The sequence below is a fragment of the Vibrio sp. V12_P9A6T4 genome (assembly GCF_963874835.1).
In the GTDB taxonomy this organism is placed as follows: Bacteria; Pseudomonadota; Gammaproteobacteria; order Enterobacterales; family Vibrionaceae; genus Vibrio; species Vibrio anguillarum.
This window is the reverse complement of sequence record NZ_CAWNJO010000052.1, coordinates 24,964-39,966: the sequence shown is the minus strand read 5'-3', so window position 1 is coordinate 39,966 and position 15,003 is coordinate 24,964. Positions and strand designations below refer to the sequence as shown.

Here is a 15,003-nt window from a genome sequence, read left to right as displayed (position 1 = left end):
AGCTAATTTGTGCCTGATAATTTTTTAACGTTTTTAACGTCAGTTTATTTACCGAAAACAACGTGATGGATTTATGCAATCTTTGATTTCACGCAATAAAATAGAGGGTTAGCGCGTGTATTATTCGCCTGTTAATAAAAATATTTCTCATTACCACTACCATTGAGAGCAAGATAGATGAAATTATCTCAATTAAATGAAGGGGATAGCGCGAGCATTGTCGCGTTCAATCAACTTCCAAATGACATTCGTAAAAAATTGATGGTGATGGGCTTGCTGCCTCTAACTACTGTTACGTTAATCAGAAGAGCTCCTATGGGAGATCCACTTCAACTTGAAGTGAGAGGCGTCTCTTTAGCGGTACGTGAAAATATAGCCGCTTGTATTGAAGTGGAGAGAGCGTAGTGCGATATCAAATTCTAACCGTTGGTAACCCTAATAGTGGCAAAACAACGTTATTTAATGGGCTGACTGGTTCTAAGCAACAAGTCGGTAACTGGGCTGGTGTTACAGTTGAGAAAAAAACGGGTCGCTACACTCATTCTGGAGATGAATTCATACTAACGGATTTGCCGGGCATCTACGCACTTGACAGCGGGAATGACAGTAACAGCATTGACGAATCCATTGCCTCTAGAGCGGTTCTTACACATCCTGCCGATTTAATCATTAACGTTGTGGACGTGACGTGTTTGGAGCGTAGTCTCTATATGACGCTTCAATTGAGAGAGCTCGGGCGTCCAATGATTGTGGTTTTGAATAAAATGGACGCTTTAAAAAGAGAGCGTCAAAGCCTAGACATTCAACAACTTGAGAAAGTTCTAGGTTGCCCCGTTTTTATGCTTTCTGCTACCAGTAAAGAGCAGGTGAGTCGATTCAAAGAAAAGCTGCATAAAGTACTGCTGCAAGGCGTAGCTCTTAAAGAACTGCTATTGGATTACGGCAGTGCATTTGAACAATCGATAGGAAAATTAGCCACTATTTTTCAACATAAGCAAGTGGCACCTCGCGCATTGGCTATTCGTGCCTTAGAAAATGATCTTTTGGTGATTAATGGATTACCAGAAGTGCAGCGTGAGCTTATCCAGAAAGAGCAATTGCAAAGTGGTTTGGATATTGATCTGCATGTCGCTGATACCAAATACACATTTTTGCATGAACAATGCCAGCAGATCCGCAAAACCGAAGGGAAACTAAGCCACAGTTTTACACAAAAAGCAGATAAGCTGATTTTAAATAAATGGGTGGGTGTACCGTTTTTCTTTGTGGTTATGTACTTAATGTTTATGTTCTCGATCAATATTGGGAGCGCTTTCATTGATTTCTTCGACATTGGCGTCGGGGCGTTATTGGTTGATGGTGGGCACCACTTACTGGATGATCATTTGCCTATTTGGTTAGTGACATTATTAGCCGATGGCCTTGGCGGAGGTATTCAAACCGTCGCCACATTTATCCCAGTTATCGCTTGTTTGTACTTATTTTTAGCTGTACTCGAAAGTTCAGGCTATATGTCTCGCGCGGCTTTTGTTTTAGATAAAGTGATGCAGAAGATAGGCCTACCGGGTAAAGCGTTTGTTCCGCTTGTTTTAGGATTTGGTTGTAACGTTCCCGCGATTATGGCGACCAGAACTCTAGATCAAGAACGTGAACGTAAATTAGCGGCATCGATGGCACCCTTTATGTCATGTGGTGCACGTTTGCCAGTGTATGCGCTATTTGCTGCGGCGTTTTTCCCTGAAAGCGGTCAAAATGTAGTTTTTGCTCTTTATTTATTGGGCATTTTAGCCGCAGTGTTCACTGGTTTGGTTTTGAAGCATACGCTCTATCCGGGTTCAAGCGACAGCCTAGTGATGGAGATGCCAGATTACGAGATCCCAACGGTACAAAACGTCATGATCAAAACATGGCAGAAATTAAAACGTTTTGTTCTCGGTGCAGGGAAAACGATTGTCATCGTTGTTATGATCTTAAGCTTCCTCAATTCAGTTGGTACTGATGGCAGCTTTGGTAATGAAGATAGTGACAACTCCGTGTTATCAAAAGTGGCTCAAGTGGTTACTCCGGTATTTGCTCCTATTGGTATCAATCAAGATAACTGGCCAGCGACAGTGGGTATCATCACGGGTATTTTTGCAAAAGAAGCGGTAGTCGGAACATTAAACAATTTATATACCTCTGCTGAAGGTGATGAAAGCGAATATGACCTAATGGCGAGCCTACAAGAAGCGGTTATGTCTATTCCAGAAAACCTAACGGGATTAAGCTTCTCTGATCCGCTCGGTATCGAAGTCGGAGACTTGACAGACAGTAGCGCAGTGGCTGAAGAGCAAGCCGTAGATGTCTCAATCTTTGGTAATTTGAAACAGCACTTTGTCACTGGTCATGCCGCATTTGCCTACCTTATCTTCATTTTGCTTTACACGCCTTGTGTTGCAGCCATGGGGGCTTATGTTCGTGAGTTTGGTGCGAATTATGCTCGTTTTATCGCAGTATGGACGATGGGGCTTGCGTATGGTGGCGCCGCGCTTTATTACCAAGCGACTAGGATCACCGAAACCCCTGTCGAAAGTTTAACGTGGATTATTGCCATTGTTATGGCGAGTTTGTTGACCTTTAAAATGCTTAAGCGAAAAGGACTCCAGCAGAAAACGGTGCTTGAGGTACAAGTGGCATGATATTAAATGAGCTAAAGCGCTACATTGAAGAGAATGGGATCGTTAGCCGCTCGGCGATTGCGAAAAAGTTTTCGCTCAGTGAGGACGGCGTTGACGCTATGTTAGCCGTGTGGATAAAAAAAGGTGTATTGTCGCGCACTATCGATACCAACAAGGCTCACCACGTAACAAGAGTGCGTTATGGGCTTAACCGAAACAATGGGCTGTCTTTGACTGTCGTACTTTAGTCATAATTGATGCTAGGCATTCTGTCTGATAAACGAAAGCCGCTGATGTCAGCGGCTTTCAAACTTTTACCCAATCTATCTTTTACCTAATATATGGTGTGAGAGACGACGTTTATCCTTTTCTAAAAATAGAACTCAGTGATAGAACATTTTGGATTCTGGTTAAGATCGCTTGCTGTTCTTGTTCGGCTCTCACTATCCCTTGAGTATTGCCCCAGATAGGCCCAGGCCATGCTATGTCATTTTTAAATCGAGCAACATGGTGAATATGGAGCTGAGGAACCATGTTACCCAGCGCACCTAAATTGAGTTTATCTGGACAAAACGTGGCTTCAAGAGCTTGGCTAACGGCTTGAGATTCGCATAAAAATTGTTGCTGTTCCTGCATTGGTAGATGATGCAGCTCTTTCAAATTTGCACGTTTAGGCACCAGAATAATCCAAGGCACGGCATTATCTTTATGGAGTAAGGCTAAGCAAAGAGGAAATTCACCAATGACGGAAGTGTCTTTGGCCAGTTGCGGGTGGAGTTCAAAATTCATGTCAATCTCACTTGCACGGATGTTATCACCGATAAAAGAAAAGGCTGACCATGGTCAACCCTTTCATTCACTCATAGCTGTCGTTACATACGTTCTAATGTATCAATACCGAGTAGCGACAGACCTTGCTTGATGGTTTTTGCTGTCAACGCAGCCAGTTTTAGGCGGCTTTGTTTCACACTTTCATCTTCAGCGACTAAGATAGGGCATGCTTCATAGAAGCTAGAGAATTGGCCAGCTAATTCAAATAGGTAGCTACACATAATGTGAGGTTGGCCTTCGCGGGCAACAGCTTGTACCGCTTCTTCAAACTGCAGAAGTTTCGCAATCAAAGCTTTTTCTTTCTCTTGTGTGACTTTAATTTCACCCGTCAGGTTATCCATCGATACGCCTGCTTTAGCAAAAATTGACGCGACACGTGTGTAGGCATACTGCATGTAAGGTGCAGTGTTACCTTCAAATGCCAACATGTTGTCCCAGTCAAACACGTAATCGGTAGTACGGTGCTTAGAAAGATCAGCATATTTCACTGCGGCCATCGCGACAGTATTGGCAATGTTCGCTTTTTCTGCGGCGTCTAAATCAGGGTTTTTGGATTCAATTAATTTAGCGGCACGCTCTTGCGCTTCATCGAGAAGATCGGCCAGACGAACAGTACCGCCAGCACGAGTTTTGAACGGGCGGCCATCTTTGCCTAGCATCATACCAAAGGCGTGGTGTTCAAGAGTCACTTCTTCAGGTACATAGCCCGCTTTGCGGACAATCGTCCATGCTTGCATTAGGTGTTGATGTTGACGCGAGTCGATAAAGTACAGCACACGGTCCGCACCCAAGGTTTCATAACGGTATTTTGCACACGCGATATCGGTTGTGGTGTATAAGAAGCCGCCATCACGTTTTTGGATGATAACGCCCATCGGCTCGCCATCTTTATTTTTGTATTCTTCAAGAAAAACGACTTGTGCGCCATCATCTTCTTGCGCCAAACCTTTTTCTTTTAAATCGGCTACGATGCCGGGCAACATGTCGTTGTACATGCTTTCGCCCATCACATCATCGCGCGTGAGCGAAACATTCAAACGATCATAGTTACGCTGGTTTTGGATCATGGTGATGTCCACCAATTTTTTCCACATTTGAGCGCAGAATTCGTCACCGCTTTGTAGTTTGACCACATAATTTCGTGCTTTAGCGGCAAACACTTCATCTTCGTCGTAGAGTTTTTTTGACTCACGATAGAAAGCTTCAAGATCGGAAAGTTCCATTGAAACTTCGTTACCAGATTCTTGCTGCACACGTTCAAGGTTGGCTATCAACATACCAAATTGCGTGCCCCAGTCACCGATGTGGTTGGCGCGGATCACTTTATGGCCTAAAAATTCCAAGGTACGTACAACGGCGTCACCAATGATGGTTGAGCGTAAGTGGCCTACATGCATCTCTTTAGCAACGTTAGGCGCTGAGTAGTCTGCGACGATCGTCTTCTGCGCTTCTTTGGTTACGCCAAGGTGCTCATCTGCTAGGGCGATATCCGCTTGTTTAGCAAGAAACGCTTCACTGAGGAAAATGTTGATGAAACCTGGGCCTGCAATTTCCATTTTGCTCGCAATACCATCGAGGTCCAGAACATCCAATACTTTTTGAGCAAATTCTCGCGGGTTGGTACCCAGTTGCTTAGCTACGCCCATAATGCCATTGGCTTGATAGTCACCAAATTGCGCTTTGGCCGATTGGCGAACAGCAGCAGGACTGCCAGCTGGTGCGCCTGCGGCTTCAAGAGCCTGAGATACTTTGTCATTAATCAGTGCTTGGATATTCACACGCGTTTCCTTTAATTCTTGGAATTGCAAAGGTATGCATTTTATTCACCATTTAGTGCCAATACATATCTTAATTTTGTTCATCATTTGGCGCACATAATACCAATTTTATTGAGGCGCTTATAGGGACTAAATTAGGAAATTTTCTACTTTTCGAAGAGTTGTTGGTACTATTAGACGATAATCATCATTTTGGACCATTTAAATGCTTGAACCATTAAAGAATGCAGCGCTTCATCCTGAACAGCTTAAGCAGAATTTAGATAAATTTATGCATAAAATTCAAGAATTAACCAAAATTTTGCATATTGATTTATCCACAAATCAAGCTGACCACATTGCACTGCGCATTAATGATCGTAAATTAGCGTCATTAGCACATGCGGCATGGCTGGAGGAAGGGCGAGAAATATCGAGTGCTCAGATAAATGGCCGTCCTATCATCGTGATTGAATTTACGGTGCCGCTATCGGCTAATAGTTGGTCAATAGAATGTTTGGAATTGCCTTACCCTGCCGAGGGAAAAATTTATCCAGAGCAGAGCTGGGAGCATGTGGAATTTGTGGTGCCATCTGAGGCACAAACCGCGCAAGCCTATTTGCAGGATATACTGTCGGTTTACCCACGATTAAAAGAATGCTGGACAACATTAGACACTCAAGGTGTTCAAGTTAAATTGTCCAGTCCAAAAGGGGAAGGGGAGCGATTACATAACCCGACGGTTGCATTTAAGTGGCAAGGCGTGTGCATTAAACTGCATCCCCACTCTTTAAAAGAGATTGTAAAATCAGAGCAAAGATAAATTGCTCTGATGGCGATGAAGTACGGTTATCCTAAGTTATAGCTTTTAGGCCGAAGCTGGAACGCTTCAATTGAGCCAATTTCTTGCCCTAAACTGAGTTTCTGAACCGTTTGATGTGCGTTTCCTTGGCTGTGCATGATCAGTCGATTGGCGGTCCTTGGTTTTAGCTCATTGACCACAAAGCGGATCATATCACTGCGACTGAGTGATTTCAGTTCACTCAAAACCTGCTCTCTTTGATCAAAGCCGGCATCTTTATTGCCGATAGCAACCCAAAGTCTTTGCGCACGGCTGCGAAGGGTGGGGTCGGGCGTTGAAATTTGATTCCATAAACCGCGCTTACTGCTGTGCCACTGGTATTCGTTGAGCTCCAGCAACACCATGTAAAAAGCATTTAAAAATTCATCTACAGCGCTAATCAGCTCATAAGGGGCAGCATTCGGTGACTGGACGTAGAGTACGATGCCTGGGTGACGGTTTAATGGCATGTTGCCCGTTCCGACCATATAACCAAGTTGCTGCTTAGTGCGAATTTCATGAAAAAATGTAGCGGACATCAAGTGATTAGCTAATGAATATAAGGCGATGCTGCGCGGTGCGGCATCATTGCACTGATAATAGACCACCACAGCAGAATCTTCTTGATCGCAGTGAACCTCTTTTTGAAAAGTCCCACTCTCTCCGAGCATGACGAGTGGTCTTAATGATTCCTCGTACTGTTGATCTTTGACTCGTAATGCATTTTTAAGCGTATCTGCCATCGCTTGTGCATCACTTCTTAACCAGTCGCCATAGACAAACATCTCAACATGAAGTTGCGCTAATATTTGTTCAACGAAATCACTGAGCTCATCGACTTCTATCTGTTTTAAGGCACCAAGTAGCGTTTCATAAGGAGGGTTGTTGGGTTGTAAAATACCCGTCATTGCATTGAAAAGCTGCGAAATTGGACGATCTTTAGTGGTATTTTGCCAGTTACGAAGCAGTTGTTGCTTGATGGTGTTAAAGCGTTTTAGGCTAAAATCACGTTTAGCAAAGCGTGCGAGAATCATCTCCATTAACTGTGGTTGTTTTTCGCTAAAACCAGAAAGCATCAGGGTGACGCCGCCTTGATGAGCGTACATGTTGTAACTCATCCCAGCAATTTCTGCTTGATAAGTTTCCGTGGCCAGCGAGTCTAAAAACATTTCCACACAGAGACGTGTTTTAACAATATTTCGAGCAGTGGCTACCGAGATGGGGCTATCAATCGCGATGTAAATTACCCCTTTAGGCACTCTAAATTCATGGTCTTGTAGATGCCATAAACGAAAGCCTGGTAACTCTTCAATGATTTCCGGGTGTAAAGACGTTGAAGGCTCTAACGGTTTTGGGTCTAAGTCGTAACAGATAAAAGGATTGAGTGGCGGTAAGTTTGTTTCAATGTCGCAAGGGGTTGCGAATGCTGCAAGTTGTGACGCCGATAATGGAGTAATTGAATAAGGTGTAAAATACCATTTCGCTTTCTTATCGTAATACCCATCTTTAGCAATTAACGTGGCGCGTAGATTTTCAGGAGTCAAATAATGAAGAGCTTGCTTAAGTAGCGATTCGTTGTAGCCCGCCATCATGTAATCGCCATAGATAGTGTCTTGCGGCTGATAGTGCTGCATATTAACCACTAAATGGCTGACCATGTCTAATGGCCTTGTCGTTTCTTGAAAGCGAAAAGCCGACTCAAGCACCGCTCTTTTCTCAAGGTAACGCCATTCGTTCAGCCCCTGCTCTGCGATTAATTTAATCTGAGTAAAGAGTGACTGGATGATGTTATCGACCTGTTTTACGCCTTCATGTGTCAGGCTAAAACTTATCGAAAACTCACGATAATTGCTGCCACTCGCGCCGCCTCCAGCCGATAAGGACGTGATCCAACCTTTCTCTTTTAATGCCAGCATTAAACTGCCTTCACCTTCGTAACCGATGAGATGGGCGAAATAAGAGAGAGGTTTGACATGATAAAAGTCATCCGCGCTTGGGGCTGGGAAGCTTAAAATCAGTTTGCGGATCTCTTTTCGTGGCTCGATTTGAATCAAGACGCCTCGGTGCGCGTCTAAAACAAAAGGCACCTCTATTTTTTTCGGGCCGAGCTGTTTATTTGGGATGGAGGAAAATTCATCTCTTGCCCACTGCTCTAACTCATCAAGTGTCTGTGGGCCCGCTAGCGAGAGCGTCATCAAATCAGCCGAGTAATTTTCATGGTGAAAACGGACAATTTCTTCACGGATAGAGACACCATTTCTATCACACAGCGTTTCTAAATTACCCACTGAAAATTTAGCAAACGGGTGTTGCGGATTAATGGTTTCTTTTTGAACCTGATAGAGCCTTCTCGAATCATCATTCTGTTTGAGTTTAAATTCAGAATCCACCGCTTGGCGTTCTTTATCCAGAGCTTCTTCATTGAACAAGGGGGCACAAAAGAATTGGCTGAATCGGTCCAAGGCTTTTTCAAAATGATTTGGGCTTACATCAAAGAAAAAACAGGTGTGCTCTGTACCAGTCCATGCGTTATTGCTGCCACCATGTTGATTAATAAAACTTTGAAACTCACCAATTTTCGGGTACTTTTCTGTGCCTAAAAACAGCATGTGTTCCAGATAGTGGGCAAGACCTTCTCTGTCTTCAGGGTCATCAAAATGCCCTACATTAATCGCTAAAGCAGCGGCTGACTTTTGTGCATCATCCGCTTGAATAAGTAATGTTCTCAGACCATTAGTTAACGTAATGTAGCGGTATTGGTTGGTGTCGTTAGGGCTTAAATGCACAGTGACTCTCCACAGAAAAGGCTTTTTTAATTATGGCGTTGAAACGGTTAGGTGCAAATTTCAAGCAATGATTTTATGAGCGAAGTGCCATTTTAGTCCTTCAGGAGACTTTTTAATAGACTGTTAACAGTGTCGAAGTCTTTGCTTGGTTGCCTGATATAATCGAGAATAAAGCCGCCTAGACGGCATAGATAATAACCACTAGGAATGAGTAATGAAGATTTTTATTATGCGTCACGGAGAAGCTGAACATTATGCAGCGAGTGATGCACAAAGGGCCTTAACCGAAAGAGGTCTTCGTGAGTCTGTTGCTGTGGCTCGTGCTTGTGAAAAGCAAGATCTTCGCCATGTAGATAAAGTATTGGTAAGCCCTTACTTACGGGCGCAGCAAACTTGGGCTGCGATAGCCTCTTATTTTAATGCCGATGATGTTGTGACCTGTGATGACATCACACCTTATGGGAAAGCGGAAGTGGTATTTGAGTATGTCTCTGCCTTGGCCGATGTAGAACAAATCGAATCAGTGCTGCTGGTGTCTCATTTACCGTTAGTTGGCTATCTCGCGGCTGAATTCGTTACCGATTTAGTCCCTCCAATGTTCCCCACATCCGGTCTGATTGGTATCGAATATGATAGAGAGTTGCGTAAAGGACAGCAGATCTGGAGTATTAATCCTTAAACCACCATTCAAAGTAAAAGAAGTTCACGTAATTTGAATAACTAGGCTACGTTAAGTGAAGGGTTATTGCCTTTACCAATGTAGCCATTATTTTGACTGTTTTACTGGACTAAAAATTGCATCGCCGAGTTAACGCATTGTCGCATTTATAGATATTTATCAACAGATTGCTTGCTAACCTATGAAATTTACTCTCCCATTTGCAGATAAATTGCCATCAATACCGCAGCGAAGTATGCCAGCAATCGGTGCGCCGGTTATGGTATTGGCCACGTTGGCTATGGTCGTTTTACCGATCCCAGCCTTCCTATTGGATCTGTTTTTCACTTTTAACATTGCCTTATCGATGGTGGTGTTACTCGTTACTGTCTATACCCGTAGACCGCTTGATTTTGCTGCTTTTCCTACGGTTTTGCTTATTGCAACCTTACTTCGACTAGCCTTGAACGTCGCTTCAACCCGTGTGGTTTTATTGTATGGTCATGAAGGCCCTGGGGCGGCTGGTAACGTCATTGAAGCGTTTGGTAGTGTGGTGATCGGTGGTAACTACGCCGTTGGTTTAGTGGTGTTTTTGATCTTGATGATCATCAACTTCATGGTAGTAACTAAAGGTGCGGGACGTATTTCTGAGGTGAGTGCTCGCTTTACCCTAGATGCCTTGCCGGGTAAGCAAATGGCCATAGATGCGGACTTAAATGCGGGTTTAATCGATCAAGACCAAGCGCGGCTGAGACGCTTCGAAGTAACCAAAGAAGCGGATTTCTACGGTTCAATGGACGGTGCGTCAAAATTTGTTAAAGGGGATGCGATTGCCGGGATCTTAATTTTGTTCATCAACATTATTGGCGGCTTATCGATTGGTATGGCGCAATATGGGTTGGGTTTTAAAGAAGCGATCCAAATCTACACACTGCTGACCATTGGTGACGGCTTAGTGGCTCAGATCCCCTCATTGCTGCTTTCGATTGGCGCTGCCATGATGGTTACCCGTCAAAATACCGATGAAGATATGGGAGAGCAAGTCGTCTTCCAACTGTTTGACAACCCTAAAGCATTGATGATTACCGCTTGTATTCTCGGCATCATGGGCATTGTGCCGGGTATGCCTCACTTTGCTTTCTTATTGCTAGCCGCATTAGCGGGTGGTTGCGCGTATTGGATGATACGCAAACAGAAAAAAACCGCCGATGAAAAGAAACTGCCTGCAAAAGTGGACAACGAAGCACCCACTCAAAAAGAGCTCTCTTGGGATGATGTTCAACCCGTTGATGTGATTGGCTTAGAAGTGGGCTATCGATTGATACCGCTGGTGGACCGAGATCAAGGTGGAGAGCTGCTCGAACGCGTAAAAGGTGTTCGGAAAAAACTGTCGCAAGACTTTGGCTTTCTCATCCCCGCAGTGCATATTCGTGACAATTTAGAATTAACACCCAATAGTTATCGCATTACCTTAATGGGGGTAGCTGTTGGCGAAGCGGAGATCCGCCCAGATCAAGAACTGGCGATTAACCCTGGTCAAGTCTATGGTGTTATTGACGGTGAACGCACGCTCGACCCTGCATTCGGCCTTGAAGCAGTTTGGATCCGTGAAGAACAACGTGAACACGCACAAGCTCTCGGTTACACAGTTGTGGACTCATCGACCGTACTCGCCACTCATTTGAGTCAGCTTCTCACTAATAACGCCTCGCAACTGATTGGTCATGAAGAGGTTCAAAACTTAATTGAAATGCTGGGTCGCTCAGCGCCAAGGCTAGTTGAAAACTTCGTTCCAGATCAACTACCGTTGGGTACAGTCGTTAAGGTACTGCAAAACCTACTCAATGAAGCGATTCCAATCCGAGATATTCGAACCATAATACAAACCTTGGCGGAGTATTCTGGGCGGAGTCAAGAACCTGACATCCTAACGGCGGCCGTTCGAATCTCATTGAAGCGTTTAATCGTCCAAGAAATCAATGGTATAGAACCTGAACTACCAGTGATAACACTGATTCCTGAGCTGGAACAAATATTGCATCAAACCATGCAGGCGTCAGGAGGAGAATCGGCAGGTATTGAGCCAGGCTTAGCAGAGCGTCTACAAGCTGCACTGAGCCATGCAACGCAAGAACAAGAATTGAAAGGTGAGCCTGCCGTGTTACTCACGTCTGGTGTGCTTCGTTCAACTTTGGCGAAGTTTGTGAAAAACACGATACCTAATTTGCGTGTGCTCTCTTATCAAGAAATACCTGACGAGAAACAAATTCGGATTGTTCAAGCCGTTGGTAACTAACGAAACTGCTGTTACCTAATCGGGCTTTAGCCATTTAAACACGGATATCTGCTTTGAAAATAAAACGATTTTTTGCCAAAGATATGCGAACAGCGCTGCTGCAAGTGAAAGAAGAGCTTGGTGCGGAAGCGGTGATCATGTCGAATAAAAAAGTCGCGGGTGGTGTGGAAATCGTTGCCGCTGTGGATGGTGAACAGCCCACCCAGCAAAACAGTGCCAAGCGCTATAATTCGCAGCCTAGACAACAAGGTTACACCCAAGTCACCCCGTCTTTGAACAAATCCTCTCGTGAGTTGGATGATGATCGAGTCAGCCTGCAAAACAGCGCAGACACTGGGCGTTCAATGACCAAACGTTTTGCAAATATGTTAAAGCAGTACAGCGCACCAAGTGGCTCAGATTCGGACTATCACGCCGAAAATGAAGATTCGCTCTCTGCATTATTGCAACGTCAATCAGGTTCATCTAACACCAACTCAGGACACGGTAATGCAGAGTTACGAGCCGATTCGCCATTAGCGAAGTTAATTGCAGAGGATAGAAGAGCGTCCACCCGTCAAACGCCGAAGCTAGATCCGTCGCGTTATGATCGTTACCCAACGCAAGAGGCGAGTGTTTCGAACCCAGAGCTGGAAAACATGCGTGAAGAGATGACCTCAATACGCCGCCTGTTAGAACATCAAGTTTCAGGATTAATGTGGCAAGAAGTTGAGCGTCGAGAACCTTTGCGTGCCATGCTCATTAAAAGACTTGAGCGCATGGGGGTTTCACAAGAACTGGCTGACCAGCTTGCGTGCTATATCCCAGAAGATACGGCTCCAACGAAAGCTTGGAAGGCACTGCTTGGCTTAGTGGCTGATCAAGTCCCTGTTTCCAAACAAGATATTCTGAAACGTGGTGGTGTGGTTGCGCTATTAGGCCCAACAGGGGTTGGTAAAACCACCACCATTGCTAAACTAGCCGCTCGCGCCGCTATGGAGTATGGCGCTGATAACGTCGCTCTAGTCACCACAGATACCTACCGTATCGGTGCTCATGAACAGCTCTCTATTTATGGCCGAATCATGGGTTGTCCAGTAAGAGTTGCTAAAGATTCCAGTGAGTTAGCCGATGTAATATATCAGCTAAGAAATCGGCGTTTAATTTTAGTTGATACCGCGGGGATGGGGCAGCGTGATGTTCGGTTATCAGAGCAGCTCGATACCCTGATGCAAGAGAGTGGCGAAATCATCCACAGTTACCTTGTTCTGCCTGCAACGGCACAAAGAAAAGTATTACAAGAAACAATCGAGCACTTTAGAAGGATCCCTCTTTCAGGGTGCATTATGACTAAGCTTGATGAGTCACTGAGCTTAGGGGAATTTGTGAGTGTCGTGGTTCAAAACGCACTGCCCGTTGCTTACATCGCGAATGGCCAGCGTGTACCAGAAGATATTGTGATTGCCCAACCGAAGTACATGGTTGCAAAGGCAAACGAATTGCTAGAGAAGTCGACAGAGAATGAACCTCACTATTGGAGCAGCGACTCCGAGAGATTCTAGGCGGCGGACAAATATGGCGAATAATATGATATATGACCAAGCGAGCGGTTTACGCCGCTTAACTCAACCGTCACTGACCAAAGTCATATCTGTGACTGGTGGTAAAGGTGGTGTGGGTAAATCTCACGTGACACTCGGCATGGCGATCTGCATGGCTCGTCAAGGCAAAAAAGTCATGGTGTTGGATGCAGACTTAGGTTTAGCTAACGTGGATGTGATGCTTGGCATACGCCCGAAGCGAAACTTAGGGCATGTACTGGCTGGCGAGTGTGAACTCAAAGATGCCATCGTCGAGGGGCCTTTTGGGATACGAATAATTCCAGCGACCTCGGGCACACAGTCGATGACAGAGTTGTCACACGCCCAACATGTTGGTTTAATACGCGCCTTTGGCAGTTTAGAAGATGAGATGGATATTCTGCTCATCGATACAGCCGCAGGTATTTCTGATATGGTCGTGAGCTTCTGTCGCGCCGCACAAGATGTAGTGATCGTGGTATGTGACGAACCGACATCCATCACCGACGCTTACGCGCTGATCAAGCTCTTAAGTCGTGAACACCAAGTGCAACGTTTTAAAATTGTGGCCAATATGGTGAGAAGTTATCGTGAAGGACGGGAATTATTTGCTAAATTAACTTTAGTGACAGAAAGATTCCTAAATGTGAGCCTTGAACTTGTTGCTTGCATACCTTTGGATGATAAAGTGCGACAAGCAGTAAAAAAACAAAAAATAGTGGTCGATGCGTTTCCACGGTCACCTGCGGCACTGGCAATCAGCTCGTTGGCAAGTAAAGCGTTAACGTGGCCAATTCCAAGAACGCCGACAGGCCATCTGGAATTTTTTGTCGAGCGTTTGCTAAATAGAACAGAAAGTGTAGGGGAACCATTCGGTGAATAAAGCGCTTACTTATGACCAACACGGAAACCTAAAGAGCCAACAAGCATTTTTAGAAAAATACTCTGTATTGGTTAAGCGTATTGCACACCATTTAGCAGGTCGCCTGCCACCAAACGTATTGGTCGAAGATCTAATACAAGCCGGTATGATAGGCCTACTTGAAGCACAAAAAAATTATGATGGGAGTAAAGGTGCAAGCTTTGAAACCTACGCAGGAATTCGAATTCGTGGAGCTATGCTCGACGATATTCGGCGTGGTGATTGGGTTCCACGCTCGGTTCATAAACACAACCGAGAGATAACCCATGCAATTTCAGTTCTAGAAGGTGAGCTAAACCGAAACCCAACTGATACAGAAGTTGCGAAGTATTTAGGCATGTCGCTGGATCAGTACCATACTGTATTAACTGACATTAATTGCTCACGGATTGTCGGAATCGAAGATTTAGGTATTTCTGATGATGCAATTTCTCCTCTGGATGACGATGAAGACAACTCGCCATTTAAGGGAGTCGCCGATGAATCGTTTCGTAAAGCATTGGTTGAATCAATAAAATCACTTCCAGAACGTGAAGCTTTGGTACTTTCGCTCTATTATGATGAAGAGCTAAACTTAAAAGAAATTGGTGAAGTTCTAGGTGTTAGCGAATCCCGCGTTAGCCAGATACTAAGCCAATCTATGCAGCGACTAAGAACGAAGTTAAGTTCTTGGACGCAAAATGACTAATATCACTG

At 44.6% G+C, this 15,003-nt stretch carries 12 protein-coding genes; 9 read left to right on the top strand and 3 right to left on the bottom strand.

Features of this window, described 5'->3' with window-relative positions; genetic code table 11:
• The first annotated feature begins 177 nt into the window (after positions 1-177).
• Genes AACQ42_RS08595 through AACQ42_RS08585 form a run of 3 tightly spaced genes read left to right on the top strand, consistent with a single transcriptional unit; the run spans position 178 to position 2,905 of the window.
• Positions 178-405 carry a FeoA family protein gene (locus AACQ42_RS08595; RefSeq protein ID WP_013856356.1) on the top strand — a complete coding sequence of 76 codons (228 nt, stop codon included), beginning with the start codon at positions 178-180 and terminating at the stop codon, positions 403-405.
• A complete protein-coding gene (gene feoB, locus AACQ42_RS08590; protein WP_094165573.1) occupies positions 405-2,678 on the top strand; it encodes a Fe(2+) transporter permease subunit FeoB in 2,274 nt (757 codons plus the stop codon). The genes AACQ42_RS08595 and feoB overlap by 1 nt, the downstream gene beginning before the upstream one ends.
• Positions 2,675-2,905, top strand: a complete 231-nt coding sequence (locus AACQ42_RS08585) for a FeoC-like transcriptional regulator (RefSeq protein ID WP_094165572.1) — start codon at positions 2,675-2,677, stop codon at positions 2,903-2,905. Before feoB ends, AACQ42_RS08585 begins: the two co-directional genes overlap by 4 nt.
• A 112-nt stretch (positions 2,906-3,017) precedes the next feature.
• On the opposite strand, the gene AACQ42_RS08580 is transcribed toward AACQ42_RS08585, so the two are convergent.
• Both AACQ42_RS08580 and argS read right to left on the bottom strand, forming a co-directional pair.
• Complete coding sequence (locus AACQ42_RS08580) at positions 3,018-3,446, bottom strand: HIT family protein (RefSeq protein WP_013856359.1); 429 nt, start codon at positions 3,444-3,446, stop codon at positions 3,018-3,020.
• An 83-nt stretch (positions 3,447-3,529) separates the two neighbouring features.
• The gene (argS, locus tag AACQ42_RS08575) at positions 3,530-5,266 is read right to left on the bottom strand and encodes an arginine--tRNA ligase (RefSeq protein ID WP_094165571.1); all 1,737 of its coding nucleotides are present in this window, start codon (positions 5,264-5,266) and stop codon (positions 3,530-3,532) included.
• A 205-nt stretch (positions 5,267-5,471) separates the two neighbouring features.
• Here argS and AACQ42_RS08570 point away from each other — a divergent pair, with 205 nt between their 5' ends.
• Positions 5,472-6,068 carry a VOC family protein gene (locus tag AACQ42_RS08570; protein WP_017049126.1) on the top strand — a complete coding sequence of 199 codons (597 nt, stop codon included), beginning with the start codon at positions 5,472-5,474 and terminating at the stop codon, positions 6,066-6,068.
• Positions 6,069-6,094: 26 nt separating this feature from the next.
• Here AACQ42_RS08570 and AACQ42_RS08565 read toward each other — a convergent pair whose 3' ends face one another.
• Complete coding sequence (locus tag AACQ42_RS08565) at positions 6,095-8,872, bottom strand: insulinase family protein (protein ID WP_088732742.1); 2,778 nt, start codon at positions 8,870-8,872, stop codon at positions 6,095-6,097.
• Between the two features lie 214 nt (positions 8,873-9,086).
• Here AACQ42_RS08565 and sixA point away from each other — a divergent pair, with 214 nt between their 5' ends.
• From sixA to AACQ42_RS08540, 5 genes are all read left to right on the top strand, one after another.
• Entirely contained in the window at positions 9,087-9,551 is a 465-nt protein-coding gene (sixA, locus tag AACQ42_RS08560) for a phosphohistidine phosphatase SixA (RefSeq protein ID WP_017042529.1), read from the top strand.
• Positions 9,552-9,732: 181 nt separating this feature from the next.
• A complete protein-coding gene (flhA, locus tag AACQ42_RS08555) occupies positions 9,733-11,826 on the top strand; it encodes a flagellar biosynthesis protein FlhA (RefSeq protein ID WP_013856364.1) in 2,094 nt (697 codons plus the stop codon).
• Positions 11,827-11,879: 53 nt separating this feature from the next.
• Entirely contained in the window at positions 11,880-13,367 is a 1,488-nt protein-coding gene (flhF, locus tag AACQ42_RS08550; RefSeq protein ID WP_017045235.1) for a flagellar biosynthesis protein FlhF, read from the top strand.
• A gap of 13 nt (positions 13,368-13,380) precedes the next feature.
• Positions 13,381-14,268: a MinD/ParA family protein gene (locus tag AACQ42_RS08545; protein ID WP_010318888.1), complete on the top strand. Its 888-nt coding sequence runs from the start codon at positions 13,381-13,383 to the stop codon at positions 14,266-14,268.
• Entirely contained in the window at positions 14,261-14,995 is a 735-nt protein-coding gene (locus tag AACQ42_RS08540; RefSeq protein WP_010318887.1) for an RNA polymerase sigma factor FliA, read from the top strand. Before AACQ42_RS08545 ends, AACQ42_RS08540 begins: the two co-directional genes overlap by 8 nt.
• Positions 14,996-15,003 lie beyond the last annotated feature (8 nt).

Excerpts from the sequence above, each read along its gene's own strand:
- AACQ42_RS08595 (WP_013856356.1), top strand. The coding sequence starts at position 178 with ATGAAATTATCTCAATTAAATGAAGGGGATAGCGCGAGCATTGTCGCG.
- AACQ42_RS08585 (WP_094165572.1), top strand. The coding sequence starts at position 2,675 with ATGATATTAAATGAGCTAAAGCGCTACATTGAAGAGAATGGGATCGTT.
- AACQ42_RS08580 (WP_013856359.1), bottom strand. The coding sequence starts at position 3,446 with ATGAATTTTGAACTCCACCCGCAACTGGCCAAAGACACTTCCGTCATT.
- AACQ42_RS08570 (WP_017049126.1), top strand. The coding sequence starts at position 5,472 with ATGCTTGAACCATTAAAGAATGCAGCGCTTCATCCTGAACAGCTTAAG.
- sixA (WP_017042529.1), top strand. The coding sequence starts at position 9,087 with ATGAAGATTTTTATTATGCGTCACGGAGAAGCTGAACATTATGCAGCG.
- flhA (WP_013856364.1), top strand. The coding sequence starts at position 9,733 with ATGAAATTTACTCTCCCATTTGCAGATAAATTGCCATCAATACCGCAG.
- AACQ42_RS08545 (WP_010318888.1), top strand. The coding sequence starts at position 13,381 with ATGGCGAATAATATGATATATGACCAAGCGAGCGGTTTACGCCGCTTA.